26 protein-coding genes are annotated in these 23,690 nt (G+C 42.1%); 18 read left to right on the top strand and 8 right to left on the bottom strand.

What is annotated here, in order from left to right; translation table 11 throughout:
* Window positions 1-132 precede the first annotated feature (132 nt).
* The 5 genes from ffh (at window position 133) to RMY00_RS04005 (ending at window position 4,263) form a co-directional block, all read left to right on the top strand.
* A complete protein-coding gene (gene ffh, locus RMY00_RS04025) occupies window positions 133-1,599 on the top strand; it encodes a signal recognition particle protein (RefSeq protein ID WP_322646309.1) in 1,467 nt (488 codons plus the stop codon).
* A 140-nt stretch (window positions 1,600-1,739) separates the two neighbouring features.
* A complete protein-coding gene (gene rpsP, locus RMY00_RS04020; protein WP_322646308.1) occupies window positions 1,740-2,006 on the top strand; it encodes a 30S ribosomal protein S16 in 267 nt (88 codons plus the stop codon).
* Window positions 1,963-2,403 carry a KH domain-containing protein gene (locus tag RMY00_RS04015; protein ID WP_322646307.1) on the top strand — a complete coding sequence of 147 codons (441 nt, stop codon included), beginning with the start codon at window positions 1,963-1,965 and terminating at the stop codon, window positions 2,401-2,403. Before rpsP ends, RMY00_RS04015 begins: the two co-directional genes overlap by 44 nt.
* Window positions 2,404-2,862: 459 nt before the next feature.
* Window positions 2,863-3,816: a PhoH family protein gene (locus RMY00_RS04010; protein ID WP_322646306.1), complete on the top strand. Its 954-nt coding sequence runs from the start codon at window positions 2,863-2,865 to the stop codon at window positions 3,814-3,816.
* A gap of 42 nt (window positions 3,817-3,858) precedes the next feature.
* The gene (locus RMY00_RS04005) at window positions 3,859-4,263 is read left to right on the top strand and encodes a ChuX/HutX family heme-like substrate-binding protein (RefSeq protein WP_322646305.1); all 405 of its coding nucleotides are present in this window, start codon (window positions 3,859-3,861) and stop codon (window positions 4,261-4,263) included.
* Window positions 4,264-4,265: 2 nt separating this feature from the next.
* Here the strand turns inward: RMY00_RS04005 and RMY00_RS04000 are convergent, their stop codons facing one another.
* Window positions 4,266-4,604: a carbon dioxide-concentrating mechanism protein CcmK gene (locus tag RMY00_RS04000; RefSeq protein WP_322646304.1), complete on the bottom strand. Its 339-nt coding sequence runs from the start codon at window positions 4,602-4,604 to the stop codon at window positions 4,266-4,268.
* Between the two features lie 118 nt (window positions 4,605-4,722).
* Here RMY00_RS04000 and RMY00_RS03995 point away from each other — a divergent pair, with 118 nt between their 5' ends.
* Window positions 4,723-5,523 carry a DUF6816 family protein gene (locus tag RMY00_RS03995; RefSeq protein WP_322646303.1) on the top strand — a complete coding sequence of 267 codons (801 nt, stop codon included), beginning with the start codon at window positions 4,723-4,725 and terminating at the stop codon, window positions 5,521-5,523.
* A gap of 88 nt (window positions 5,524-5,611) precedes the next feature.
* A complete protein-coding gene (locus tag RMY00_RS03990; RefSeq protein WP_322646302.1) occupies window positions 5,612-7,432 on the top strand; it encodes an ABC transporter ATP-binding protein in 1,821 nt (606 codons plus the stop codon).
* A gap of 241 nt (window positions 7,433-7,673) precedes the next feature.
* Here RMY00_RS03990 and RMY00_RS03985 read toward each other — a convergent pair whose 3' ends face one another.
* A complete protein-coding gene (locus RMY00_RS03985) occupies window positions 7,674-8,630 on the bottom strand; it encodes a hypothetical protein (RefSeq protein ID WP_322646301.1) in 957 nt (318 codons plus the stop codon).
* A 308-nt stretch (window positions 8,631-8,938) separates the two neighbouring features.
* Between RMY00_RS03985 and RMY00_RS03980 the strand changes: the two genes are divergently transcribed.
* The 3 genes from RMY00_RS03980 (at window position 8,939) to RMY00_RS03970 (ending at window position 12,895) form a co-directional block, all read left to right on the top strand.
* Entirely contained in the window at window positions 8,939-9,118 is a 180-nt protein-coding gene (locus RMY00_RS03980) for a hypothetical protein (protein WP_322646300.1), read from the top strand.
* 47 nt (window positions 9,119-9,165) lie between these two features.
* Complete coding sequence (locus tag RMY00_RS03975; protein ID WP_322646299.1) at window positions 9,166-11,277, top strand: M3 family metallopeptidase; 2,112 nt, start codon at window positions 9,166-9,168, stop codon at window positions 11,275-11,277.
* Window positions 11,278-11,632: 355 nt separating this feature from the next.
* On the top strand, window positions 11,633-12,895 hold the full coding sequence (locus tag RMY00_RS03970) for a flavin monoamine oxidase family protein (protein WP_322646298.1): 1,263 nt from the start codon (window positions 11,633-11,635) through the stop codon (window positions 12,893-12,895).
* A 221-nt stretch (window positions 12,896-13,116) separates the two neighbouring features.
* Here RMY00_RS03970 and RMY00_RS03965 read toward each other — a convergent pair whose 3' ends face one another.
* Window positions 13,117-13,389 carry a GlsB/YeaQ/YmgE family stress response membrane protein gene (locus RMY00_RS03965; protein ID WP_322646297.1) on the bottom strand — a complete coding sequence of 91 codons (273 nt, stop codon included), beginning with the start codon at window positions 13,387-13,389 and terminating at the stop codon, window positions 13,117-13,119.
* Between the two features lie 593 nt (window positions 13,390-13,982).
* On the opposite strand from RMY00_RS03965, the gene RMY00_RS03960 reads away from it, so the two are divergent.
* The gene (locus tag RMY00_RS03960) at window positions 13,983-14,162 is read left to right on the top strand and encodes a hypothetical protein (RefSeq protein WP_322646296.1); all 180 of its coding nucleotides are present in this window, start codon (window positions 13,983-13,985) and stop codon (window positions 14,160-14,162) included.
* On the opposite strand, the gene RMY00_RS03955 is transcribed toward RMY00_RS03960, so the two are convergent.
* Window positions 14,159-14,476 carry a hypothetical protein gene (locus RMY00_RS03955; RefSeq protein WP_322646295.1) on the bottom strand — a complete coding sequence of 106 codons (318 nt, stop codon included), beginning with the start codon at window positions 14,474-14,476 and terminating at the stop codon, window positions 14,159-14,161. The genes RMY00_RS03960 and RMY00_RS03955 overlap by 4 nt on opposite strands.
* Before the next feature lie 220 nt (window positions 14,477-14,696).
* On the opposite strand from RMY00_RS03955, the gene RMY00_RS03950 reads away from it, so the two are divergent.
* The 7 genes from RMY00_RS03950 to RMY00_RS03920 all read left to right on the top strand — a co-directional run bounded on the left by RMY00_RS03950 (window position 14,697) and on the right by RMY00_RS03920 (window position 19,094).
* Window positions 14,697-15,329, top strand: a complete 633-nt coding sequence (locus RMY00_RS03950) for a bifunctional 4-hydroxy-2-oxoglutarate aldolase/2-dehydro-3-deoxy-phosphogluconate aldolase (protein WP_322646294.1) — start codon at window positions 14,697-14,699, stop codon at window positions 15,327-15,329.
* A gap of 112 nt (window positions 15,330-15,441) precedes the next feature.
* Entirely contained in the window at window positions 15,442-15,957 is a 516-nt protein-coding gene (locus RMY00_RS03945; protein ID WP_322646293.1) for a L,D-transpeptidase, read from the top strand.
* Window positions 15,958-16,455: 498 nt separating this feature from the next.
* Complete coding sequence (locus RMY00_RS03940; protein ID WP_322646292.1) at window positions 16,456-16,995, top strand: L,D-transpeptidase; 540 nt, start codon at window positions 16,456-16,458, stop codon at window positions 16,993-16,995.
* A 118-nt stretch (window positions 16,996-17,113) separates the two neighbouring features.
* Window positions 17,114-17,680 carry a Uma2 family endonuclease gene (locus RMY00_RS03935; RefSeq protein WP_322646291.1) on the top strand — a complete coding sequence of 189 codons (567 nt, stop codon included), beginning with the start codon at window positions 17,114-17,116 and terminating at the stop codon, window positions 17,678-17,680.
* A gap of 81 nt (window positions 17,681-17,761) precedes the next feature.
* Entirely contained in the window at window positions 17,762-18,325 is a 564-nt protein-coding gene (locus RMY00_RS03930) for a Uma2 family endonuclease (RefSeq protein ID WP_322646290.1), read from the top strand.
* A 99-nt stretch (window positions 18,326-18,424) separates the two neighbouring features.
* Window positions 18,425-18,715: a type II toxin-antitoxin system prevent-host-death family antitoxin gene (locus RMY00_RS03925; RefSeq protein ID WP_322646289.1), complete on the top strand. Its 291-nt coding sequence runs from the start codon at window positions 18,425-18,427 to the stop codon at window positions 18,713-18,715.
* Window positions 18,690-19,094, top strand: a complete 405-nt coding sequence (locus RMY00_RS03920) for a type II toxin-antitoxin system VapC family toxin (RefSeq protein ID WP_322646288.1) — start codon at window positions 18,690-18,692, stop codon at window positions 19,092-19,094. The genes RMY00_RS03925 and RMY00_RS03920 overlap by 26 nt, the downstream gene beginning before the upstream one ends.
* On the opposite strand, the gene RMY00_RS03915 is transcribed toward RMY00_RS03920, so the two are convergent.
* The 4 genes from RMY00_RS03915 to RMY00_RS03900 all read right to left on the bottom strand — a co-directional run bounded on the left by RMY00_RS03915 (window position 19,095) and on the right by RMY00_RS03900 (window position 23,657).
* Window positions 19,095-20,693 carry an Hsp70 family protein gene (locus tag RMY00_RS03915; protein ID WP_322646287.1) on the bottom strand — a complete coding sequence of 533 codons (1,599 nt, stop codon included), beginning with the start codon at window positions 20,691-20,693 and terminating at the stop codon, window positions 19,095-19,097.
* 243 nt (window positions 20,694-20,936) lie between these two features.
* The gene (locus RMY00_RS03910) at window positions 20,937-21,176 is read right to left on the bottom strand and encodes a hypothetical protein (protein ID WP_109011689.1); all 240 of its coding nucleotides are present in this window, start codon (window positions 21,174-21,176) and stop codon (window positions 20,937-20,939) included.
* Between the two features lie 330 nt (window positions 21,177-21,506).
* Window positions 21,507-22,490 (bottom strand): polysaccharide deacetylase family protein, encoded by a 984-nt coding sequence (locus RMY00_RS03905; RefSeq protein WP_322646286.1) that lies wholly within the window; start codon window positions 22,488-22,490, stop codon window positions 21,507-21,509.
* A 282-nt stretch (window positions 22,491-22,772) separates the two neighbouring features.
* Window positions 22,773-23,657, bottom strand: a complete 885-nt coding sequence (locus RMY00_RS03900; protein ID WP_322646285.1) for an aspartoacylase — start codon at window positions 23,655-23,657, stop codon at window positions 22,773-22,775.
* Window positions 23,658-23,690: the final 33 nt, after the last annotated feature.

Below are 23,690 nucleotides of genomic sequence, written 5' to 3'. Positions count from 1 at the left end.
GTATCTGGTTGCTACAGTCGGGGTGAAAAATACTAAGCTGGTAGATAGCACGTTTAAACTTTAACGGAAATTCGGAATCGCATTCATCGGCGGTTCAAAATTCCCTATTGGCGAACTACCTGTAATTACATTATGTTTGATGCTCTATCTGACCGTTTAGAAGCCGCCTGGAAAAAACTGCGGGGACAGGACAAAATTTCTCAATCCAACATTCAAGATGCATTGCGCGAAGTGCGCCGCGCCTTGTTGGAAGCAGATGTTAATCTCCAGGTAGTCAAAGATTTTATTAGCGAAGTCGAAGCCAAGGCACAGGGAGCCGAGGTGATTACTGGCGTGCGACCTGACCAACAGTTCATCAAAATTGTTCACGATGAATTGGTGCAGGTGATGGGAGAAGAAAATGTTCCCATCGCAGAAGCTCAGGAACAGCCTACTATTATGTTAATAGCTGGGTTGCAAGGTACTGGTAAAACCACAGCGACCGCTAAGTTAGCATTACATTTAAGAAAATTAGATCGTAGCTGCTTGTTGGTGGCGACAGACGTATATCGCCCAGCAGCGATCGACCAGTTGGTGACGTTGGGTAAGCAAATTGACGTACCAGTATTTGAACTAGGAAGCGACGCCGATCCCGTAGAAATTGCAAGGCAAGGTGTAGAACGCGCTAGGGCAGAAGGTGTAAATACAGTAATTATTGATACTGCTGGACGCCTACAAATTGATGAAGACATGATGGCGGAATTAGCCCGCATCAAAGCAACTGTCCAACCCCATGAAACTCTGTTGGTGGTGGACGCGATGACTGGTCAAGAGGCAGCCAATCTTACCCGCACTTTCCATGAGCAGATCGGAATTACTGGGGCGATTCTCACCAAGATGGATGGTGATAGCCGTGGTGGTGCAGCGCTTTCGGTGCGAAAAATTTCGGGTGCGCCGATTAAATTTGTAGGCGTGGGTGAGAAAGTAGAGGCACTACAACCGTTTTATCCCGATCGCATGGCATCCCGAATTCTGGGAATGGGCGATGTGCTGACCCTGGTAGAAAAAGCCCAGGAAGAGTTTGACTTAGCAGACGCTGAGAAAATGCAGGAGAAAATTTTGTCAGCGAAGTTTGACTTTACTGACTTTCTCAAGCAGTTGCGGATGCTAAAGAACATGGGTTCTCTGGGAGGCTTCATCAAGATGATTCCAGGGATGAATAAGCTCTCAGACGATCAGCTTAAGCAGGGAGAAACCCAGCTCAAACGCTGTGAGGCGATGATTAACTCCATGACTCGCCAAGAACGCCATGACCCTGATTTATTAGCCAGTTCTCCTAGTCGGCGGCGGCGGATTGCTGCTGGCTCCGGCTATAGAGAGTCAGATGTGACTAAACTAGTAGGTGATTTCCAAAAAATGCGATCGCTCATGCAGCAAATGGGTCAAGGTGGCTTCCCTGGAATGCCTGGAATGTTCGGCGGTGGCGGCATGGGCAACGCCTTCGCAGGTGCAGGCAATCGTCCCCCAGCCCCCGGATGGCGAGGTTATGATGGCGGTGCCTCAGCCACGAAAAAGAAGAAACCTAAAGATAAAAAGAAAAAAGGCTTTGGTAATCTTTAGTTATTGGGCATTGGGCATGGGGCATGGAAAGAATAATTGACAAATGACTAATGACTAATGACAAATAGCACCAAATGCTAGACCAGTGCTAAAATTAGCATTTCGGCATACTTACCAATTAGGAGAATGATTCTTTAACCATGATCAAACTGCGCTTGAAGCGATACGGTAAAAAGCGGGAAGCAAGTTACCGCATTATCGCCATTAACAACCTCGCTCGCCGCGATGGTCGTCCCCTAGAAGAGTTGGGATTCTACAATCCTAGAACCGATGAAGTGCGACTAGACGTTCCCGGCATCGTCAAGCGACTACAACAAGGCGCTCAACCTACTGACACCGTCCGTCGCATTTTAGTAAAAGCCAATGTTTTTGAACAGGTCAGTGCCACACCTACAGCCGCATCATAATTCGGGAACAATATCCCCAACAGCTAGTCCCAACTATGTTGGGCTGGTTCGATTTTTAGTGCAGCCGTTTTTGGAATCTCCAGAGACTTTAAGCGTCGATTGTGAAATTTCTCAGGCCCTCAACCGGGCTTGGATTCGCATCGCCTTTGAAAGCACAGATAAAGGGAAAGTGTTTGGTCGAGGGGGACGCAATATTCAAGCGATTCGTACAGTAATTGCCGCTGCCGCCGCCGCAGCTGGGCAATCAGTATACCTGGATATCTACGGCAGCACCACGCCAGGCCGCGAAGGTATGTCTTTTGATGAAGAGACAGAAGAGCGATCGCCACCGCCTACTAGGAGAGAACCGCGTGGAAATGATGGGCCTAAACCCATTGTTAAGCCCCGCCTCCGCTAGTTTCAAACTAGAGAGCAAGTCTGAGCGGAGGTAATCACAGCCGCTCAGAATTTTTGTAAAGATTGAAAGTAGCAAAAAGATTTTTGGATATTTTTTTGAACTCTTCACCGAAGAGGCGGGGGAGCAGGGGAAAAGATACTAGAATTAACCTGTCACAAGGGTTAGAGAGTAACTAAATTTATTTATGCCCAAAAGTAAAAGTATTTATTTGATGTGTAACACGAGAAATAATACGTCCTTACTTTAGAGCTAATCCATTCATGTATGGGGATTCCCCCCTTGCTCCCTGCTCCCTGCCCCTTTTCCTCTTTTTAACTGGGCGTACAGCTTTATGCCCCTATGAAGATTCATTTGTTACAAAGATTTTTCCACAATATAAATAGTAAAAGCGTAATTTCGCTAAGGGCGAAAAAAGATTAACCTTTGTCAAACACAGATCCTCACCAATTAAGAAATACTATGGCAGGTGCTTTAACAATTCAGCTGCCCAATATTCCTAGTGCCATCGCTCTAGCCGGAGATGGAGAAGAAAATCTCAAAATGCTATCTCGGCAAACAGGAGCCACTTTAGTGCTACGCGGACAGGAATTATTGATTTCTGGTACCGAAGGGCAAATTGATCTGGCTTCTCGGTTAGTGCGATCGCTTGAAGACCTCTGGATTAAAGGCAATACTATTTCCAGTGCCGATATTTTAACAGCTCGTCAAGCCATAGATAGCGATCGGCAAGGGGAACTGCAAGATTTACAGCGAAATGTCCTCGCCAAAAGTCGCCGGGGCGAAGAAGTCCGTGCCAAAACCTTCCGCCAGCGTCAATATATCGATGCACTCCGTAGACGCGATCTCACCTTTGGTATTGGGCCTGCTGGTACTGGTAAGACTTATCTCGCTGTTGTTGTCGCTGTGCAAGCACTCCTTGCTAACCAGTTTGAAAAGCTAATTTTAACTCGCCCTGCCGTCGAAGCTGGTGAAAAACTTGGTTTTTTGCCTGGGGACTTACAACAGAAAGTTAATCCTTATCTTCGTCCACTTTATGATGCTATTTATGAATTTATCGACCCTGAAAAAGTACCCAGTTTAATGGAACGCGGCGTAATTGAAGTTGCACCACTCGCTTATATGCGGGGACGCACCCTTAATAATGCCTTTGTAATTGTGGATGAAGCGCAAAATACTACACCCGCTCAAATGAAAATGGTTTTGACTCGTTTGGGTTTCCGTTCTCGGATGGTAATTACAGGCGACATGACACAAACTGATTTACCACTTCATCAACAATCGGGTTTAGGAGTGGCTTTACAAATTTTAAAACATGTTGAAGGCATTGCTTTTTGCGAATTTTCTCAAAAAGATGTCGTGCGCCATCCTCTAGTTCAGCGCATTGTTGCTGCTTATGAACAATACGAAAAATAGTCATTAGTCATTGGTCAAAAAACTGAGAAAGGATAGCGATTTATGAGTACTACTTTGAAAGAATTTTTAGAAGCTTGTGAAACTCTAGGAACTTTGCGTTTAATTGTTACTAGCAGCGCTGCTGTATTGGAAGCGCGAGGCAAAATAGAAAAGTTATTTTATGCAGAATTGCCTAAAGGAAAGTACGCGAATATGCATACTGAAGGGTTTGAATTTCACTTGAATATGGACAAAATCACTCAGGTGAAATTTGAAACAGGTGAAGCAAAGAGGGGGAATTTTACAACCTATGCTATCCGGTTTTTAGATGATAAACAAGAGCCTGCTTTAAGCCTGTTTTTGCAATGGGGTAAACCTGGCGAATATGAACCCGGACAGGTGGAAGCTTGGCAGACTTTAAAAGAGAAGTATGGTGAACTTTGGCAGCCTTTACCAGCAGAAATTTAAAGCTAAACTGATAGGGGTGGAGGAAATCGGATATCTGCACCGAATTGCTCCACATTAACGCTGCGATGAATCGGTAAAACATATTCTAAATTTTCGTGAGGGCGAGGAATAATATGATAAGAAATCACCTCACCGCCGTTAACTCGCAGCACCGCCTTTAGTCCTGCTGTCACCGCTACATTTACCTCGCCCACAACCCCCCTAATTAACACGGTAATTTGTCCCAAATCAGTATTTTCATAACCAACAAGGGTTACACGGGCAGCTTTACACATAGCATCTCCCACTTCTACTGCTGTGGGAACGCCATAAACTTCAATCATGCCTAGTGCCAATGTCATGTTATAACCATAATTTGGGATTGTAAGGTCAAATATACTACTATAAAGTTTTAATTTTTTACACAAACCGACTTAATTTTTAATTGGTAAATAATAAACATTCAATATAAAACTACTAATGCTTACAATAAAGGCGATTTGGAATTTTTGCTTGCTGCTTTTATTCCTTTTTTGGAGTGGCGATGCTATTGCAGGAGAGTTATCTCAACGGTTAGTAAATTTTCCCCAATGGGAAAAATTAACTTCCGTACAACCTGCTTCGGGTGATTTGGTTTACCCTGAATGGATGGCTGGTACTTGGCAAGTTACAAGTACTTTAGTAGATTTAGCTGCACCTTTAGCACCAGAAATCGTAACCCCAGGATTTGAAGGTAATCGCCGACAATTAAATCAGCTTGTGAGTTTTGTAGTAAGATTTGTCAAAGAGCAACCATCTATTACTGGGTTAAAAATATTACCTCAGCTAAATAGAAAGTCCCCGATCTTAGTAGCAGATAGAGCGTTTAATAGCTTGAATTTGGCAAGAGCTTATTTAGGGGATGAAGCTGTGTTATTAGTCAAAGTAGATCCAGATTCACCTAATCGTCAGATTACGTTCTTACGTAGCAGTCGGCAACTAGTTTCTATTGTGACTGCACGGGCTACAGAAACTAGCCCTGATGACAAATTCATCACTACAGAAGTGTTTCAACAAATTTTCAAAGGCGGTTCACGCCCTTATTTAAACTCTGTAGAATCTACCACCGCTTATCATAAACTTCCAACAGCTAATCCGGCAATTGAGGCAGATCAAGTTACTGCTGTTTATCTTTCACCCCAAGATCCAGATTACTTTAAAGCTGGTTTTCGACCAGTTGCTCTCTATCGCTATCGCCTAGAATTTGTCCCCGCACAAATGCCCACTACTCCAAAGGAGTGATTTAAATCTATAGCACTTGACTAGCTTGTAATACAAATGTAGTATATAAATTCCAAGTTTACGATCGCGCTCTTGGACGGTGTGCATCATGGCCAAATTTCAAGATATTGTCAATTACTTTCACTCTTACTGGAAGCAGAGTGTTTTCAGTATTACAGCATCTAGCATTTACGAAGTTATTGATTTGGTTGTCCCTTACGCGATCGGGCAGATTTTAAACGTTTTGTCTAATCAACCTTTGGATAAACCACTTCAAAGTGCGATCGCAACTTTTTCGGATATCACCAATTACCCAGTTAATAAAACTCTATCTTTGGGTGTATTACTGAGTTTAATTTTCGTTGTCACTGTAGTGAGAGCGCCAACACAACCCTGGTTAACCAATTGGTTTCATTGGGATATAGCTTTAAGGGTGCGTCGAGAGAAAGCCCAAACAGCGATAGAAAAAATTCTGACTCTCCCACTCGAATTTTATGATGAAAATAACCCCGGACGTATTGCTGGAAGAATAGCAAGAGGTATTTCTAATCACACTTTTAGTTATCCTGAAATTGCCGGACAGTTGATTCCTAAACTAGCTCGTGTACTAGGAATTTTCTTGTTTATTTTGGTGATTGAATGGCGAATTGCAGTTCTATATCTAATCTCCTTTGTAGTTATCCTTGGCTTAACTTTAAAAGATTTACAGAGGTTGATTGGGCACGAAACTATTCTAGATAAATACGGTGAAGACACCGAAAGCCGTACTTCTGAATTGATTACTAATATCAAAACGGTGAAAGCATTTGCTAGAGAAGCTAGGGAACTGAAACGGCAAAAGCAACGTTTAGATCGTGAACTAACGGTGGTTGAGAGTCGCATCCACAAAGGTTATACGATACTGACTACTTGGCAAAGAACTGTAATTCAGTTTTGTGTATTTACAATTCTGGGTTTGACTTTAGCAGCAACATTAGATGGGAGAATTTCTCTTGGTCACTTTGTCATGACCTTAACTCTTTCTAGCATGGCTTATGCCGAATTAGAACCAATTAGTGCTTTGGCAGAAGTTTTTGCCCGTCGTTATTCTCCTATGCTGCGGTTTCACGAATTTCTCCAAGAGCCAACTCCATCTGATTCAGCTAGTCTTTTAGAAGAGAGTAACCAGACAGAATCTCCTTATAAATTTACTGGAAAAGTTGAGTTGTCGCACCTCACTTTTGGATATGATGCCAACCGTCAAGTTTTGCAAGATATTAACTTGTTGATTGAGCCATACCAAACAGTCGCATTAGTGGGGCGTTCCGGTTCTGGTAAGTCTACTTTAGTGAAATTGCTGTTGCGATATTTTGAGCCTCAAGAAGGTCAAATTCTGATTGATGGTCAAGATATTCGCACTTTGGATGTGGGTAAGTATAGACGAAGGTTAGCGATCGTTCACCAAGAAGTAGATGTTTTTAACGGTACTATATTGGATAACCTTACCTATGGCAGACCAAATGCTAGTTTGGAGCAGGTTCAAAAAGCCTGTAGAATTGCCAGAGTTGATGAAGTAGTGCAGCACTTACCCAAAGGTTATTACACCATCGTGGGAGAACGAGGTGTCAGACTATCTGGAGGACAAAGACAACGCTTGGGAATTGCTAGGGCGTTGTTAGTAGAACCAGATGTACTGATTTTTGACGAAGCCACCTCTAGTTTAGATTATGAATCTGAGCGTTCAATTCAGCTAGCTATGCGATCGATTCAAGGTACTTGCACCACCATCGTGATTGCTCACCGTCTAAGTACAGTGCGAGAAGCCGATAAAATTGTGGTTCTTGAGCAAGGAAAGATTGTAGAAGTGGGTAGCCACGATGAACTCTTGCGTCACGAGGGGATATATCGCCGCTTGCACTCCCTGCAAGAAACAGGAGAACTCCTGAGTTAGGGGACATACGGATTTTGGATTTTAGATTGATTCGTGAAGTCAATCTGCTTAATTAAATCGACTTTATTAAAAACACAATAAGGTCGATTTTTTTCCAATTGTCCCCAATAGTATTTGGTACAAAAATCGAAATTCTGAGCCACCAGTCATGATTATACAATATGTGATAATAGATTTTAAGTAAAAATCATTGTCTACTGAATTGTGCCTGCTCAGTAATCGAAGTTTTATAATAAAAAAACTAAGATTTACTCTTACCTGCTTCTTTCTGCGCCGCCTCACTATATTTTTTATAAAGTTGAGTACGAATCTTCGCTTCCTGATAACGGCTGTGTTTTTGTGGCACCTTACTCATTAAATCTGAAGCCCGTTGCCACTTAGCAGCTATCTCTAACCACTGAGTTGAGACTGTGGCTGTTTTACCAGATGCAGAAGCTTGGTTAGCAATTCGCACGGCTGTGGCAAATTGATCATCAGACGGGTCAGAAAGGCTATTCTTAACAGGACTAAGTAGTGTTTTAACTTTTCTATTGCTCGTATTTTCTGGAGTTATAGATTTAGAAGTTTGTAATTGCATTAGATTTATCAGATTATTACCTAACTGGGCATAAACAACCCAACTAAGCAACAACAGTGAGCATAAACCAGCCGCAGCTAATATCTTTGCTTTAGGCTTATTTTTGTATTTTTCTTTGTTAATAAGTACTAAAGGACGAGAGACTTGAGTTCTAGGAAAATTTGGCTTTCCTAGTTCAGCTTTAGCTTCTGTGAAATCTGCAATCAATTGCTTTACAAGATTAGGCTGAATTAAGGTAATTTCCTGTGACCAAAGCAATTGGTTGTCGCGATCGCTATCTATTTCTTTTAACCACAGTAATTGTTGTTCCCGAACAATCCGACTGTTGATATTGACTCGCCGAATGTGACGCGGCGCGATGGAATCAAGAATTTGCTGGATTTGTTCTACGAGGGGAGATTGGTCAAGTTGCTCTATGCTAGCCGCCTCGCACAAAAGTTGTAAGACACCATCAGAAAATATGGCTCTAGTTCTGACACCAGACTTGGCTAGCTTTTCGTTCAATAGTTGAATAATCGCAGCAACGCTACCTTGGTGAGCTTGCCAAACGATATCATTTATCCGGTCTACCACCTGAAATTTAGTGATAGCTCTTCCACCCTGACTGATTAACGTATTCATTAATTTAGGGACTATTTTCTACTTACCTTGATCTTGTTTTCGATTTTACGAGTAAAAAGATGAGTTGCCAAATAAAATCATAAATATACAGCCTACCTTTTCGGTTCGGCAAGGATGCTCGATCGCATTAAGTTAATTTGACACTCCCACGCCTTGAAAATGTGGGATTCTTGGGCTAAAACTGCGCTTTTGGGATAACGCCCATGCTGGCGGACGCGCTACCTGTTTGACATAGTACATTAATGATGTCTTTTAGGGTAGGCGTAGCCCGCCATAGGCATCGCCTTTGGTAAAGTTGAGGTAGATGAATGCACTCTGCGGGCGATCGCTTTAATATTTCTGGAACTGTTACGCCGTCAGATATTGTTCACAAACTAAACAAAATTGCTGTATCGGGATATTTTTGTGAGGAATTCTCGCTTTTTTCGCCTTTTTGTCATAATGGCCAGACTAACTCGCGCTGCGATCGCTACATTAGAAATATATAAATCAAAATCATTGTTGATTTTTATTCCCTCGCAGTTCACACAAAACCATGAGTGCAAGTACCATTATTTCCGACAATCCCCTACTTCAAGGCAGTGGTTTACCTCCCTTTGCAGAGATTAAACCAGAGCGAGTAGTACCAGCCTTCAATGAGTTGCTGGCAGAACTTGAGCAGCAGCTTGCCACCTTGGAGGCTAATGTAGAGCCTACTTGGAGTGGTTTAGTAGAACCCTTAGAAAAGCTGACAGAACGGCTTACTTGGAGTTGGGGCGTGGTGAATCATTTAATGGGTGTTAAAAATAGCCCAGAACTGCGCGAAGCTCATGAAATCGTACAGCCACTAGTTGTACAGTTTATCAACAAGCTTGGTCAAAGTAAACCTATCTATAATGCTTTTAAGGCACTCCGCACTAGTGAAAGTTGGGCAACCTTAGAATTAGCCCAACAGCGCATTGTAGAAGCCGCCATTCGAGATGCAGAACTTTCTGGTGTTGGCTTAGAAGGAGAGGCAAGAGAGCGTTTCAACGCCATACAAATGGAGTTAGCAGAACTTTCTACCAAATTCTCTAACCATGTACTTGATGCTACTAAAGCCTTCAGCTTAACCCTAACAACACAAGCTGAAATTGACGGTTTACCACCAAGCTTAGTAAGTTTAGCAGCTCAAGCGGCTCGTGCAGCTGGCGAAAGCAATGCCACACCAGAAAATGGCCCCTGGCGGATTACTTTGGACTTCCCCAGCTATGGCCCTTTCATGCAGCACAGTACCCGTAGAGATTTGCGTGAAAAACTCTACAAAGCTCATATCACCCGCGCTTCTAGTGGGGATTTGGATAACAACCCCTTAATTAAGCGCATTTTGAAGTTGCGCCAAGAACTCGCAGATATACTCGGCTTTAAAAGTTTTGCCCAATTGAGCCTAGCTAGTAAAATGGCTCCCAATGTTGAGGCAGTCAACGCCCTATTAGAAGAACTACGCCGCGCTAGTTATGATGCTGCTGTCAAAGACTTGGCAGAACTCAAAGCTTTTGCAGCATCACAGGGAGCAGCAGAGGCTGAGGATTTAAAACACTGGGATATCAGCTTTTGGGCAGAACGCCAACGAGAAGCAAAATTTGCCTTTACCTCTGAAGAATTGCGTCCCTACTTCCCTCTTCCCCAAGTGTTAGACGGCTTATTTGGACTAGTCAAGCGGCTGTTTGGCGTTACTGTCACCTCTGCCGATGGTCAAGCGCCAGTATGGCATGAAGATGTCCGTTATTTCCAAATTGCTGACGAAACTGGTTCTCCCATAGCCTACTTCTACTTAGACCCTTACAGCCGTCCAGCCGAGAAACGCGGTGGTGCTTGGATGGATGTATGCATCAATCGAGCCAAAATCACTGAAAATGGTGTTACTACCATCCGCTTACCTGTAGCTTATTTGGTGTGTAATCAAAGTCCTCCCGTAGATGGTAAACCTAGTTTAATGACTTTCTATGAAGTAGAGACTTTGTTCCACGAATTTGGTCATGGATTACACCACATGCTCACTAAAGTTGACTATACCGGAGCCGCAGGCATCAATAATGTGGAATGGGATGCAGTGGAACTACCTAGTCAGTTTATGGAAAACTGGTGTTATGAGCGACCCACTTTCTTTGGAATGGCGAAGCATTACGAAACTGGTGAAGCCTTACCAGAGCATTATTATCAAAAGCTGCTAGCGGCACGTAATTATATGAGTGGTACTGCCACGTTGCGGCAGATCCACCTGAGTAGTCTTGATTTAGAACTACACTATCGCTATCGCCCTGGTAGTAATGAAACTCCCTCCGATGTGCGTCATCGCATAGCCAAGACTACTACTGTTTTACCGCCACTTCCAGAAGATTCAATTTTATGTGCTTTTGGACACATTTTTGAAGGTGGTTACGCAGCAGGATATTACAGTTACAAGTGGGCTGAGGTACTGAGTGCTGATGCTTTTGCCGCTTTTGAAGAAGCGGGGTTAGAAGATGAAGAGGCTATAAAAGCTACAGGTCGGCGTTATCGAGATACGGTGCTGGCACTTGGTGGTAGTCAGCATCCAATGGAGGTGTTTAAAACTTTCCGGGGTCGTGAACCGAGTACGACCGCTTTACTCAGGCACAATGGTTTAGTTAGTGCTGCTGTAAACTAAACACACTTTTGTAGAGACGTTGCATTGCACCGTCTCTACTAGCATCAAATTTTTATAGAACAGAATTCAGGAGTCAGAAGTCAGAATTAAGAATGAATTTTGACCGAAAAAGCCAAAACCGACGTAGGAACGTCTGAATAATCGGCTGACATCATGTCCGCATAAATAGTTATGCTAACCACAGCCATTACACCCCTCCCCGCTCTTCGGGAGGAGGGACAAAGCGTAGCTTTGGCGGGGTGGGGTTCTTAGGGTTTAATAAGCAATCAAGCGGACATGATATGACTTCTGAATTCTTCAGCGATCGCCAGTGAAATACAAGTAGGTCAGCGTAAATAATTTTCAAGGACAACCTATGAGTAAACGAGTAATTATAGTTGGGGCTGGGTTGGCGGGACTAACGGCTGCTTATGAACTGGTTCGTGCTGGCTTTGATGTGCAAGTGTTTGAAGCCCGCGAACGAGTTGGAGGACGAGTCCAAACGGCATCTCTTGGAGCAGAACAGCATGGCGAATTGGGTGCAGAGTTTGTCGATGATAACCACACAGCATTGATATCTTATACTACCCAATTCAACCTCATGCTTGAGCCTGCTTTTAAGTTCCCAGATGACCTCTGCTATTACATTGATGGTAATTTATATACTCAAAAAACGCTGACTGCTCAACAGCAAGCTTCCTTAAATGATTTGTATCAGCAGTTAGATCAATTATTGAAACAGCAAGCCGATCCTGCCCAAACCTTAGCCGAGTGGCTCACCGCACACTCTACTGATCCCTTTGCCTGTAAAGTTATTCGTCAGCAATCCTACGGTCTAGATGCTGTCGAGCCGGAGGCGATTGGAGTTGGCTTTTTTGCTTACAGTGGAACTTCGGGCGATCGCAATTTGCGAATTCGAGGTGGCAGTACTCAACTTGCAACCGCATTTGCTAACTTTTTAGGCGATCGCGTCCATCTTAACACCCCAGTTCGGCGGATTCGCCAGCAAGAACAAACCGTTGCCGTGAGTTTAGAAACCCTTCAGGGACAGGTTGAAGTATTTGCTGACTGGATTGTTGTTACAATTCCCTGGAGTGTTTTGCGCCATTTGTCTATTGAAGTTCCGCTTACAGATGCACAACGAGAAGCGCTCGCCCACTTGTCTTATGGGGCATCCGTTAAGACTTTACTTCAATACTCCAACCGTTTCTGGCAGCAATCCAGTTTAGGATTATTCGTAGGAGAAACACCTTATCAAACGGTCTGGGAATCTACCTTAACTCAGGCAGGTGAAATGGGAATTCTTGCTTGTACAAGCAGTGGGCCACCTAGCCGAAATGTTGTTGGACATGCCGTTGAATTAGCACAACAAACTGTATCCGCCCTTAACCCAAATGCTCCTACAACGATCGCAACTGCAACTCATGACTGGAGTGCTGATCCCTGGTCACGAGGATCTTACTGCTATTTCGCTCCTAGAGAGTTAACAACCTGGCGCTCTAACTTACCGTACTCTGCTGGACGAGTCCTTTTTGCAGGAGAACATACCGCTCCTGTTGAATATTGTGGCTATATGGAAGGAGCCATTCGCAGTGGACAACGAGCATCAACGCAAATTTCAGCTTTCATGATTACATGAAGAACTCCACGCTACTTGCGGGATGGAGTTATTTTTTCGGCATAACCAAACGATATTAGATTATACAAGTGGTTTTATGATCGCAATATTCTTATTTTATTTATCAATAATGCAAAAAATAGCACCACCTTGATTACAGGCTGGCGCTATTTTCTGGATTTAATTGAGAATAGTTAAATAAATTTCCTAAATTCCCCTCATTCCTTCTACGTAACTTGCTTTTATACAGCACTGCTACGTGTAATTAAGTTCCACAGGAAAACTGCAACAATTGCACCAAGAACTGCTAGCGCAATACCAGGAATACTAAGAGTAGGTGCTGCTAAAGTTAACGTTCCTGTACTAAAGAATACGCCTAAGCTACCACCAACAAAAGCACCGATGATTCCTAGTAAGATTGTTCCCAGAATACCGCCACCTTGATGACCGGGGTAAATAGCCTTAGCGATCGCACCAGCAATTAGACCTAAAACAATCCAAGCAAGAATATTCATTGTTATTAATTCGGTAAACGTTTTTCACTCACAAATACATATTATTAATTTTAATCTCTTCTTCCATCTACCATCAGAATTAATCATTAATAACCGTAAGGAAGAGTTTAATCACAACTATTTTTATTACTATGTACCACCATTGAGCTAGATAATCAATTAAAACAATTCGCAATAGGCTACGCCCCGCTACGCTAACGCAATGGGCAACTCTTGGAGACGCTAAAAGCGAACGCCCCGCTACGAAGAGAGCAATTACGTTTTGAGTCGGGGTCTAAATCCACGTTCCAAAACGGGCTGACTGTCTTGCTGGGGACTTAAACTCCCAAAGTTCATTAAAAAAAAGCTCCTAGTAGGTCTTCAACTAGGGGCTTATCAAACTATTGCTTGGTAATTGCAGTATATGCATTTTTAATTAGCCTCTCCTCTACTAGAAGAATTAAGCTGAGTTTTTAAAGACTGTTTCTAAAGTAATGTAAAGGAAACAAAATTAGGCGATGTAGAGGACGAGCCTATTCAATGAGGAGGCAGGGGAAAGGGGGCAGGCGGAAATGACCCTTCCCCGTCCCTTGGAATGAAGGAGGAACATATTTTTGCGTCCCTCACTTCTGTTAAATGGTTCTCGAACAGGGAGAGGTCAAATCCCCATCGCAACCCAATACGGTTCGGATAAGCAGGGGAAGCAGGGGAGGCTCTTAAGGCAAGAGGGTATTGTTCAGCCATTCTTTTCTCCCCCTGCTCCTTCTGCCTGCCTCAACCAAGAAATTCCTTAACCGAACGGTATTGCATCGGAACCTTCTCCTCTGCTCCCTGCTCCCTGCTCCCTTGCCTCATTTTCAATGACTCGATGGCTGAAAAATGGGAAAAGTCTACGATAAGACCAATGCATACTTAGGAAAATCAGGCTCACTAAGGTTAGCAAAATAACCCCTAGTATCGTTCCGTATGCCTTAGTCCGCCACCAAAATCCGTTTATTTGTACTGCACCTAACCGGACAAGCTTCCACAAGCTGACTATTTCCATGCTTTTGGAATCATGAATGGTAATTGGTAAATATTCTGCTGGGTTTTGTCGTGCAATTGTCATTTTAATTACTCCTTTAGCCCCAAAAGCTGAGGTATTTATTTTAAACTACGGCAATTCGATAGACTTAATGATGTTTTTAATATCTCATAACTTGATACAAGAAGCAAGTTTGAGAGCCGATCGCGGTTACTATGTCACGCTTGTATTGGGGAATGGGAAAATTTGCTTGTATTAGCCCAATCCATAATCCTTAATCCCCCATTCCTAATTTCCAGTTAAAATGCCTAATCAAATTTGGTTATCACAATTGCAAAAACATCGGGCGATCGCAGTTATCCGCGCCCCTAAAATCGAAGTGGGACAGCAAATGGCAATAGCTGTGGCGTCTGGAGGAATGCAGTTAATTGAGATTACCTGGAATAGCTCACAGGCTGGGGAATTAATCACTCAACTACGTTCAGAATTACCAGCTTGTACTATTGGCACTGGTACGCTATTCAATGTGCAACAGCTAGAAGAAGCGATCGCATCTGGGGCGCAATTCCTCTTCACACCCCACGTTGACTCTGCAATGATTCAAGCAGCACAAGAAAAAAATGTGCCGATCATCCCAGGAGCTATGACTCCTACAGAAATTGTTACCGCTTGGAGTCAGGGCGCTAGTTGTGTAAAAGTATTTCCCGTACAAGCAGTGGGAGGGGTAGATTATATTAAAAGTTTGCAAGGGCCACTAGGTGAGATTCCCTTAATTCCTACTGGCGGCGTGACTTTAGAAAATGCCAAAGAATTTTTGCAAGCCGGAGCGATCGCTGTCGGTTTGAGCGGGGAATTATTTCCCAAAAAGCTTGTTACAGAGGGAAATTGGGAGGCGATCGCATCTGGGGCAAGAAAGTTGATACAACAGTTAAGTTAACTTAGAATCAAATACCAAAAATTCACGTCTATTAAAGTAATAGATAGGGAGACAAAAGTGAAAACTGATAAGTTTCTCAAGACCCCATAATTTGAGTGTGAGTGTATCTAAAATGAAAAAGCTAATTTATCCTGACTGGGTGCGTCACTTAAAAATACTGCTTACTGGTACAGCACTGTCTTTAAGTGTTTTTACTACTACTGGAACAAGTGAAGTTTGGGCGAATACCAAAGATCAAGTGATTGCCCAAACAATCCAGACATTACAACAATCAGATAAACGTTGGATTCAAATTGATCTTTCAAAGCAACGGTTAATAGCTTGGGAAGGTGACAGAGTAGTTTATGGAAGTGCTATTTCTTCTGGCAAAAAAGGTACTCCTACTCTTGTTGGTACTTTTAAAATTCAATCCAAGTTCAAAAAAACACGGATGCAGGGGGAAAACTACGATGTTCCCAACGTTCCTTATGCAATGTTTTACCAGGGTAATTACGGTATTCACGGAGCTTACTGGCATAAAAAGTTTGGCACTCCAGTCAGCCACGGCTGTGTAAATGTCGCACCTAAACATGCTAAATGGCTATTTGAGTGGGCATCCGTAGGCACACCAGTAGTTATCCAGAAATAGTAGGTGAAGCAATCAAAAGGCAATTTAGAGAAAATAATTAATAACAACAAATCAAGACAATTGAGTGATTCCCAGCAATATTTTATGCTGGGAATCTTCGGAGTCGAAATTACTGAATTTGGAATAAAATATATAAGAGGGCATTTAAGGATTTGCCCAAGGAAATAAGCGTAAATCCTGACAATTGTGGTGTGAAATTAAAAATGCAAATATAAATTGTGGGAAAGTTTGTATTTAGGCATTTGAATGACAGATTTTTTGTAAAGGAGTCCTTTGTAATTAGTCATTAGTCATTAATTAGAACTCATCATTTAATTAAGGACAAATGGTAAATGTGCAAATTGGATGTAGATTAGCTTAGGACTTGTTTTGAAAAAGCATTAGCGGATGAATTGCGTAAATCCTCAACAGGAAGCGAGTAGTTTATCTGGAAATTTGTAGTTTTCCAGAAAATTACTTCACTTCATAATTTTTGCGTAGTTTAGAAGGTGAGGCATAATGCAATCTTGGATTCGCAGTGATAGGATTCGTTCTTCAGGAACTTTTTGTACAGGCGTGGCGCTGATGGTGGCAACTCTATTTTCTTGGTCATCACCTTTAGCAGGTACACCCAACTTTACTACAGCAACAGCCGCGTCAGTAGATGAAAACAGCATCACTGTATCTAATATCAGGCAAACATCCCAACCTCGCTGGATTGAAATTGACTTGTCAGAGCAACGCTTACGTGCATGGGAAGGTAAAAGACTTGTTTATTCATATCGCATTTCTGGAGGCAAGCGATCGACCCCCACACCCATAGGTAGATTTCGGATTAATTCTAAGTATCGTACTCACCGGATGCGAGGCAGGGACTACAATATTCCTGATGTTCCTTACACAATGTATTTCTACAGAGGTTATGCTATTCACGGTGCTTACTGGCATAACCGATTTGGGACTCCAGTTAGCCACGGTTGCGTAAATTTACCTGTTAAGCAAGCTCGCAATCTTTACAGATGGGCTTCAACGGGAACTTTAGTAGTGGTGCGGAAATAATTTGTAATTAAGAGTTGCAATTCTGCCTTTAATGTATGGATGGGTGCGTTCACGGAGTTAAGCACCTGTCTATACATACTGCTAGACTAAAAACACATCTTCGAGGGATTTAGGAGCGATGAGCTACTCAACTACTCAACTACTTACCTTGGAGGAATTTCTAAAGTTCCCAGAAACAAAGCCTGCAAGTGAATATATTAATGGCGAGATTATTCCTAAGCCAATGCCAAAAGGGAAGCATAGTCGATTGCAGCTAAGACTCTGCAATACCATTAACGAAGTGGCAGAAAGCCAAAAAATTGCTTATGCATTCCCAGAGTTGCGCTGTAGCTTTGGTATCCGCTCAATTGTGCCTGATGTATCGGTTTTTAACTGGTCACGAATTCCATTTGATGCTGATGGGGAAGTTCCCAACGATTTTTTGCTGTGGCCAGATTGGACAATTGAAATCCTCTCCCCAGAACAGAGTTCAAACCGAGTAATTGGCAACATCCTTTACTGCTTACAGCATGGTTGCCGATTAGGATGGTTAATTGATCCAACGGATCGCTCAATTTTGGTTTTCCGTGCGGGTGAACAACCAAAGCTGTTACAAAAGAGCGATCGCTTAGAAGTTTTAGAAGAAATTAACCTAGAAATAACAGTAGAACAAGTTTTTAGTTGGCTAAAGATGGAAAATAGCTAGTAAAAGAATTAGTTTCGTCTGCGGCAATAAAAGCGATCGTTTTGCTAAAGTGACAGCACATTCCATTAGGATTTAGGAGCTATGAGCTACTCAACTACTCAATCTCTAACCCTGGAGGAATTTCTGAAGCTTCCAGAAACAAAGCCTGCGAGTGAATATATTAACGGTGAGATTATTCCTAAGCCAATGCCAAAAGGGAGACACAGCCGCTTGCAAGGCAAACTCAGTGCTGTTATTAATGAAGTCACGGAGAATCAGAAAATTGCCTATGCATTTCCCGAATTACGGTGTAGTTTTGGCGATCGCTCAATTGTACCTGATGTAGCTGTATTTCAATGGGGACGCATACCGTTCACCGTTGATAATGAAGTACCTGATAATTTTGAACTTCCACCAGACTGGACGATTGAGATTCTTTCGCCAGAACAAAAACCTAACAAAGTAATTGGCAACATTCTCTACTGTCTAAAGTATGGTAGCCGCCTTGGATGGTTTCTTGATCCTGATGATTTCAGTATTTTAGTATTTTTGCCAGAGCAGCAGCCAGTGTTACTCCAGGGAGAAGATTTTTTGCCTGTATTACCAGAAATTCAACTTGGATTAACCGTCAATCAAGTTTTTGGATGGTTAAAGATGAGTGGTTAGAAATAGCCCATCGTAGACATCACTACTCTGGCGAAAAATAAATTATAGATATAAATCATGTCTATAATAGACATGATTATGAATAAAAGAGGTAGGAGAATGAACTGGAGAATTGCAGAAGCGAAACAGAGGTTCTCCGAACTGATTCATGCTGTAACTAAAGAACCGCAACTCATCTACAACCGCAATCAACTGGTGGCTGTTGTTGTCGAAGCTGAGATGTTTAAAGAATTTTTGACGTGGCGCAATCAACGCGAAAAGATTTCTTTAGCTGATGCTTTCAAAGAATTACGCCAGATAGCGACTGAGGAAAATTATATCCTCGAAATACCCTGCCGCCAAGACCGTCCAAACCCTTTCGCTGATGCCATCGATGACTTTTCTCTGTGACACTAACATTATCAGCGAATTAATAAGACTGCAACCTAACTCTGGTGTACTGAAATGGGCAGAAAGAGTTTCTTCAATAGTTCTGAGTGCAATCACTGTTGAAGAAATATTTTACGGACTGACATCCAAGCCTAACCCTAGAATTCAAATATGGTTCGAGAACTTTTTGGAAAATAACTGTCAAGTATTGCCTATCACTATTGAAATTGCTAAGCGTTCCGGGGAATTACGAGGTCAACTAAGATTAAGTGGGAAAACACACACCCAAGCAGATATGATGATTGCTGCTACTGCTCAAATTCATCAATTGACTTTAGTAACGCGCAACATTCGGGATTTCGACGGTTGCGGTATCCCACTTTTAAATCCTTTTAATTAATTAACTCAACTGTGCCACAAGTTGATTTTCCAACAGCGTATCATTCGTTAACAAGTCTTCAACGGTAATTCGCAAAAAGCGTTGTTCATCAACTTGAAAGAGAATTTTTATGCGATCGCTTCCAGGATATCCGGCTGGTGTGAGTTGAGCAATTGTCCTCGCGCCTTCTTGATCGTTGAGAGGTTTGACACTGGTTTCACTATTGTCCATCCGGCGAGTAATCAAGCGATCGCCATCAAAATAAACTTCAGTACTACCCGTATCTGCTCCCAATTCTCCCATAATTAGTTCAATGCTGGGCTGATTTTCCACTGAAGCGCCTAAGACTAATTCCACTGGCTGGCTCATCGGGTATGCTTGTCCTGCTTTAATCAGAGAATGCCATTTGTGACGCTGATTGCGACGATCCCAGTAGCGGATACCATAACTATGATACAGAAAGTCTTTGATTTGTATCCCTTGTGCTAACTGTAATGCACCTTGAGCGATCGCTTCAAAGGGACGTTCGCAACGGATTTTTTCTGGCTCAAAATACTGTTTAATCCATGTCTGCACTGCTGGTAATTGGACTGTCCCACCAACTAACAAAACTGCATTAATATCTGGAAGTTCTATTCCTTGCCGTCTTGCTTGCTGCAACAGTGTTGTCATCGACTCATCTAGTAACTCAAAAAATGCATGTTCTTTGAGAATATCCTCAAAAGTATCGCGATTTAATTCCAGTTCATAACTTTCAAATGTCTCATCATCAAAATAAACTTCACTAGCTTGGTTTTGGGTTGATAGCTGAATTTTTACCCGTTCTGCTAATCTTGTTGTCAACGGACTTATGGCCAATTCTTGAGTTTTGGCAAAGTAATCTACCAACCAATTATCAATATCAGTACCGCCCAAATTTTGCCCAGCTTTCGCTAAGACACGGGCAGTTTTAACTTTTTGTTTTGAATCTTCAGCCAGGGACTTATTACCCCATTTGAGGAGAAATCCGAGCGGCTTTGTGGTTGCTTGCACGCTTTGATCTAACCGGACAAGGGATAAATCCAAAGTCCCCCCACCAAAGTCAATCACCAAGAGAATTTCTTGATCTGCCAAGCCATAACCCAAGGCGGCTGCTGTGGGTTCATCTAACATCCGCACTTGTTCAACAGGGAGGGCTTGACAAACTGTCCCTAACCAGTGACGATAAGCTTCAAAACTGTCTACAGGTACAGTTAATACTAGAGAATCTAACCCCCCTTCCAAGGGGGCTAGTTCTTCAATTACTTTGGTGAGGAACCATTGCCCTACTTGCTCAAAGGTGACAATTTGTCCATCTAGTTCGGGTAAGAAACCTTGGATATCTGCACCGATACCCCGCTTGAAGCTGCGGAAAAATCGAGTTTCGCCTTTGAGGTCAAGACCGCGATCGCGTACTTGTTGCCCTATTAAGACTTGATTTTTTGTTGCGTCTTCAACATAAACCAAGCTGGGAATCAGTGGCGGATTAAGACTTTGTTTAATTGATAAACCTGGTAAAGCCAGGGTTTCTGGCTGTTGGGTTACAGGGTTCCAACGAGCAATGACTGTGTTGCTAGTACCAAAATCGATTGCGATCGCCATATTTTATATTTATTCTCTCGCATGAAGAGGCCAGAGCTGCTTTATCTCTGATTATTCTCTATAAGCCATCAACAATGCAATTGATAATCCAATGGTCGTTTGGAAAAATCAAACCGCAACGCGAGAGTGATTAGTCATTACTCATTAGTCGCTCAGTACAAGTGACCAATGACCAATGACTACTTAATTAAGAATTTTGGTATGGTTACAACTAACTTGACAGAGCTATTCCTAACTCCTAACTCAATCTTCATGCCGTAACTGCCATGCTGCACCGCAAGCGGCCCCAGCCCCAGCTAACAATCCGGTACTCATTCCTTGGATAGTTTTTTGGATTGGATCTTGCGTTAGACACTCACTTGTAAGCTTACTGTCTTCTAGGCAGAGACTGCTTTCTGCCCAAGCAGCAGTACCTCCTAAAATTACACCAGTTATACTACAGCAAACAACTAGCAGCAAAAGACGTTGGGTTTTTCTAACCATAGATAGATGTGTCAAAAATTAGATATAGTGATTCACTCTCAATTACTTTACACATACTTGCTAGCAAATGTCAGCTAGTTTAAGATAATTTACTGATATTCAAACTTAGATAACGATTAAAAAATCTGATTAAACATCGAATAAAAAATAACCTCTGGGGAAGGGATATCACCAGAAGTTTTTAATAAAGACATTGGAATAGGGAACTATTATAAAAATAAATTTATCTTTTTGCCAACATTATTTTCTCCTTTTAAAAAATAGATCGAGGTTAATTTTATTTGTAATGAAGGATACAAATTGAACTTATCAATCCCATAGCTCATATTTTTACCTTTTTTGAGGCACTAATACAGGCAGTTGACGAGCGCTGGCTAAGGATTTGGCGTGTTGTCCAACAGTCAAAACATTAAACTGACTGGATATAAGTTCTAAACTTTTGTTGACTATTGCCAGCTTTTTATAAGTGGGAAGGCTCATTCCAGGGAAGAATGATAGCTCTGGTACATCTTCTTGACTTACAAAGTCTGTAGGATGGAATAGCAAAGAAGGCTGTACACGCGTCAGTTTACACAGCCACAGAGCAATTCGCAGGTAGAGTAATGCCACTTCCGAAGAAAATGTACTCAGATACATTATGTAACTAAAGTGAATTGGCACCTTGAAAATTGGCATGGTGGTAACAGGAATTTCTGTGAGTCTATCCTTACCCATCTTCCACTGGTAAGGTTTTAGAGGCTGTAAACCCTCTTTGAAACCACCAAAAAGGGCTTCCCGTTTCTTGCGTTCTTCTTTGCTCAGTTTACAAGTCATCAAATAATATGCTCGCGCGATAGGCCCCAAAAATGTGGGAAAAGTCGAAGCATCATACTCATATCCTCGTCGTGCTAAGACTTTCAATACCGCAGGAGAAAAACTGTATCCAGGCCCCCGGAAGCCAATAGGATGGTGATGAGTGACGCGTTTGATATGTTGTTCGGCTAAGGCCACCTCTTCTTCAATCTCATCCTCTGAATAGAGATGTAGCCAAGGATCGTGGTAAAATGAATGATTTCCTATTTCGTGACCGGCAGTAGCGATCGCTTGTAATGCCTTGGTGTTCTTTTCTAGCGCTGCATCTTGACCGACAATGAAGACTGTGATTGTCAAATCCCATTGCTGAAAAATATCTAAGAAACGAGGGACTGCAATATCCAAGTAAGATGGAAAAGTCTCCCAACCTGGAGCGCCCTGATTTTTTAGAAAAGACCAAACATTATCCAAGTCTAAAGAAAGACTGGCTATTGGTTTGTTTCCTTGCCGCTTGATATTCATTATTTTTAAGCGTAAATATAATGTTATATTTGGGTTTTACCGATCAAGTTTTCTACTTCGACTCAGCGCCCCTTTAATCTCGCCTTGATCAGCCTTTCGGACAATTTTTTACCCTGATATATAATTGCTGGTCATCAATATATCACAACCAAGAAATATGTAAACATATATATAAGTAAGTTTTAGCAATGCTTTATATATATAAATAATTGATGATTTGGATGCTCAATTTTTATCATCACTTTTAAGAAAAAGCGAGCATACTACAAATCCTCTGCACATCTAGATATTTATTTGCTGCCTCCGGGTGAAACACATTGCAATTCCCTTTTCGTAATAAGCTGCCTCATTAATAAAAATTGGCCAAACGGTAGATGCTCCCTCATAAAGAATTGTCTTATCGTCAAAGGTTATAAAAATTGGTTCTCCTGGGTTTAAGGCTTGATAATCCTTATCCTGAAGGTCTGGATGAATCATTCCAAAGATTGTGCCATCCTGTTGTTTTGGATAGTCCACAACTGATAAATGGTCATATAGAATCAACGTTTCGTTAGTTGATGGAATTTCCCTCTGGTTAAACCGTTCTAAATAGTCCAGAACCGCATAAACAAGTTCTTCTGTTTGTTGGAATAACGTCGCTTTTAAAAGCCCTTGGGCAATAGGGCCAACCTCGATCGCAAAGCCTAATTCACACAGAGAAATTACAAATGGGTTTTCTTCAATTGATTTAAAAGAGCAGCGATAAACCCTAACTAAAGGATTAATCTGGCTTAGATAAGCAGCCAATTTCAAGTTTAAGGGATGACTATTTACCAAAATAATTGTCAAACCCATATTAGCTGTACTGCTGTGTAAGTCTAAGATAAAATCTACTTGTTTATCTTTATTTGATGCTAGAGTCTGCTGGATTGATTTAGCTTGCAATTCTTCGTAACTGCTCAGAGTCGGATCTTGTAAATCTTGCTTGAGAAAAGAACGATTTAAATCTTTCTCAAGATATCGCCTCCCCGCCGCAAAAGCATTAGGATTTGCTAACAGAGTCACTGTCTCAAAACTTTGTCTAGTAATCAAGTTGGGAAACTGAGAAAATTTTTGGATCAGGTAGGCTCCTGTAAATTCATTGCCATGAGTTCCACCGACAATTGCAACTCGATTAATCTGGTTCACGATTCATCAACTCCAGAATGCAGCTATCGAGGT

It is taken from the genome of Nostoc sp. ChiVER01, assembly GCF_034531155.1.
In the GTDB taxonomy this organism is placed as follows: Bacteria; Cyanobacteriota; Cyanobacteriia; order Cyanobacteriales; family Nostocaceae; genus Nostoc.
The sequence above is the reverse complement of the archived record's forward strand: the minus strand, read 5'-3'. Positions and strand labels throughout refer to the sequence as shown.

Bases quoted from the DNA above. Each gene is read 5' to 3' on its own strand.
- ffh (WP_322646309.1), top strand. From the start codon at position 133: ATGTTTGATGCTCTATCTGACCGTTTAGAAGCCGCCTGGAAAAAACTG.
- rpsP (WP_322646308.1), top strand. From the start codon at position 1,740: ATGATCAAACTGCGCTTGAAGCGATACGGTAAAAAGCGGGAAGCAAGT.
- RMY00_RS04015 (WP_322646307.1), top strand. From the start codon at position 1,963: ATGTTTTTGAACAGGTCAGTGCCACACCTACAGCCGCATCATAATTCG.
- RMY00_RS04010 (WP_322646306.1), top strand. From the start codon at position 2,863: ATGGCAGGTGCTTTAACAATTCAGCTGCCCAATATTCCTAGTGCCATC.
- RMY00_RS04005 (WP_322646305.1), top strand. From the start codon at position 3,859: ATGAGTACTACTTTGAAAGAATTTTTAGAAGCTTGTGAAACTCTAGGA.
- RMY00_RS04000 (WP_322646304.1), bottom strand. From the start codon at position 4,604: ATGACATTGGCACTAGGCATGATTGAAGTTTATGGCGTTCCCACAGCA.
- RMY00_RS03995 (WP_322646303.1), top strand. From the start codon at position 4,723: ATGCTTACAATAAAGGCGATTTGGAATTTTTGCTTGCTGCTTTTATTC.
- RMY00_RS03990 (WP_322646302.1), top strand. From the start codon at position 5,612: ATGGCCAAATTTCAAGATATTGTCAATTACTTTCACTCTTACTGGAAG.
- RMY00_RS03985 (WP_322646301.1), bottom strand. From the start codon at position 8,630: ATGAATACGTTAATCAGTCAGGGTGGAAGAGCTATCACTAAATTTCAG.
- RMY00_RS03980 (WP_322646300.1), top strand. From the start codon at position 8,939: ATGCACTCTGCGGGCGATCGCTTTAATATTTCTGGAACTGTTACGCCG.
- RMY00_RS03975 (WP_322646299.1), top strand. From the start codon at position 9,166: ATGAGTGCAAGTACCATTATTTCCGACAATCCCCTACTTCAAGGCAGT.
- RMY00_RS03970 (WP_322646298.1), top strand. From the start codon at position 11,633: ATGAGTAAACGAGTAATTATAGTTGGGGCTGGGTTGGCGGGACTAACG.
- RMY00_RS03965 (WP_322646297.1), bottom strand. From the start codon at position 13,389: ATGAATATTCTTGCTTGGATTGTTTTAGGTCTAATTGCTGGTGCGATC.
- RMY00_RS03955 (WP_322646295.1), bottom strand. From the start codon at position 14,476: ATGACAATTGCACGACAAAACCCAGCAGAATATTTACCAATTACCATT.
- RMY00_RS03950 (WP_322646294.1), top strand. From the start codon at position 14,697: ATGCCTAATCAAATTTGGTTATCACAATTGCAAAAACATCGGGCGATC.
- RMY00_RS03945 (WP_322646293.1), top strand. From the start codon at position 15,442: ATGAAAAAGCTAATTTATCCTGACTGGGTGCGTCACTTAAAAATACTG.
- RMY00_RS03940 (WP_322646292.1), top strand. From the start codon at position 16,456: ATGCAATCTTGGATTCGCAGTGATAGGATTCGTTCTTCAGGAACTTTT.
- RMY00_RS03935 (WP_322646291.1), top strand. From the start codon at position 17,114: ATGAGCTACTCAACTACTCAACTACTTACCTTGGAGGAATTTCTAAAG.
- RMY00_RS03930 (WP_322646290.1), top strand. From the start codon at position 17,762: ATGAGCTACTCAACTACTCAATCTCTAACCCTGGAGGAATTTCTGAAG.
- RMY00_RS03925 (WP_322646289.1), top strand. From the start codon at position 18,425: ATGAACTGGAGAATTGCAGAAGCGAAACAGAGGTTCTCCGAACTGATT.
- RMY00_RS03920 (WP_322646288.1), top strand. From the start codon at position 18,690: ATGCCATCGATGACTTTTCTCTGTGACACTAACATTATCAGCGAATTA.
- RMY00_RS03915 (WP_322646287.1), bottom strand. From the start codon at position 20,693: ATGGCGATCGCAATCGATTTTGGTACTAGCAACACAGTCATTGCTCGT.
- RMY00_RS03910 (WP_109011689.1), bottom strand. From the start codon at position 21,176: ATGGTTAGAAAAACCCAACGTCTTTTGCTGCTAGTTGTTTGCTGTAGT.
- RMY00_RS03905 (WP_322646286.1), bottom strand. From the start codon at position 22,490: ATGAATATCAAGCGGCAAGGAAACAAACCAATAGCCAGTCTTTCTTTA.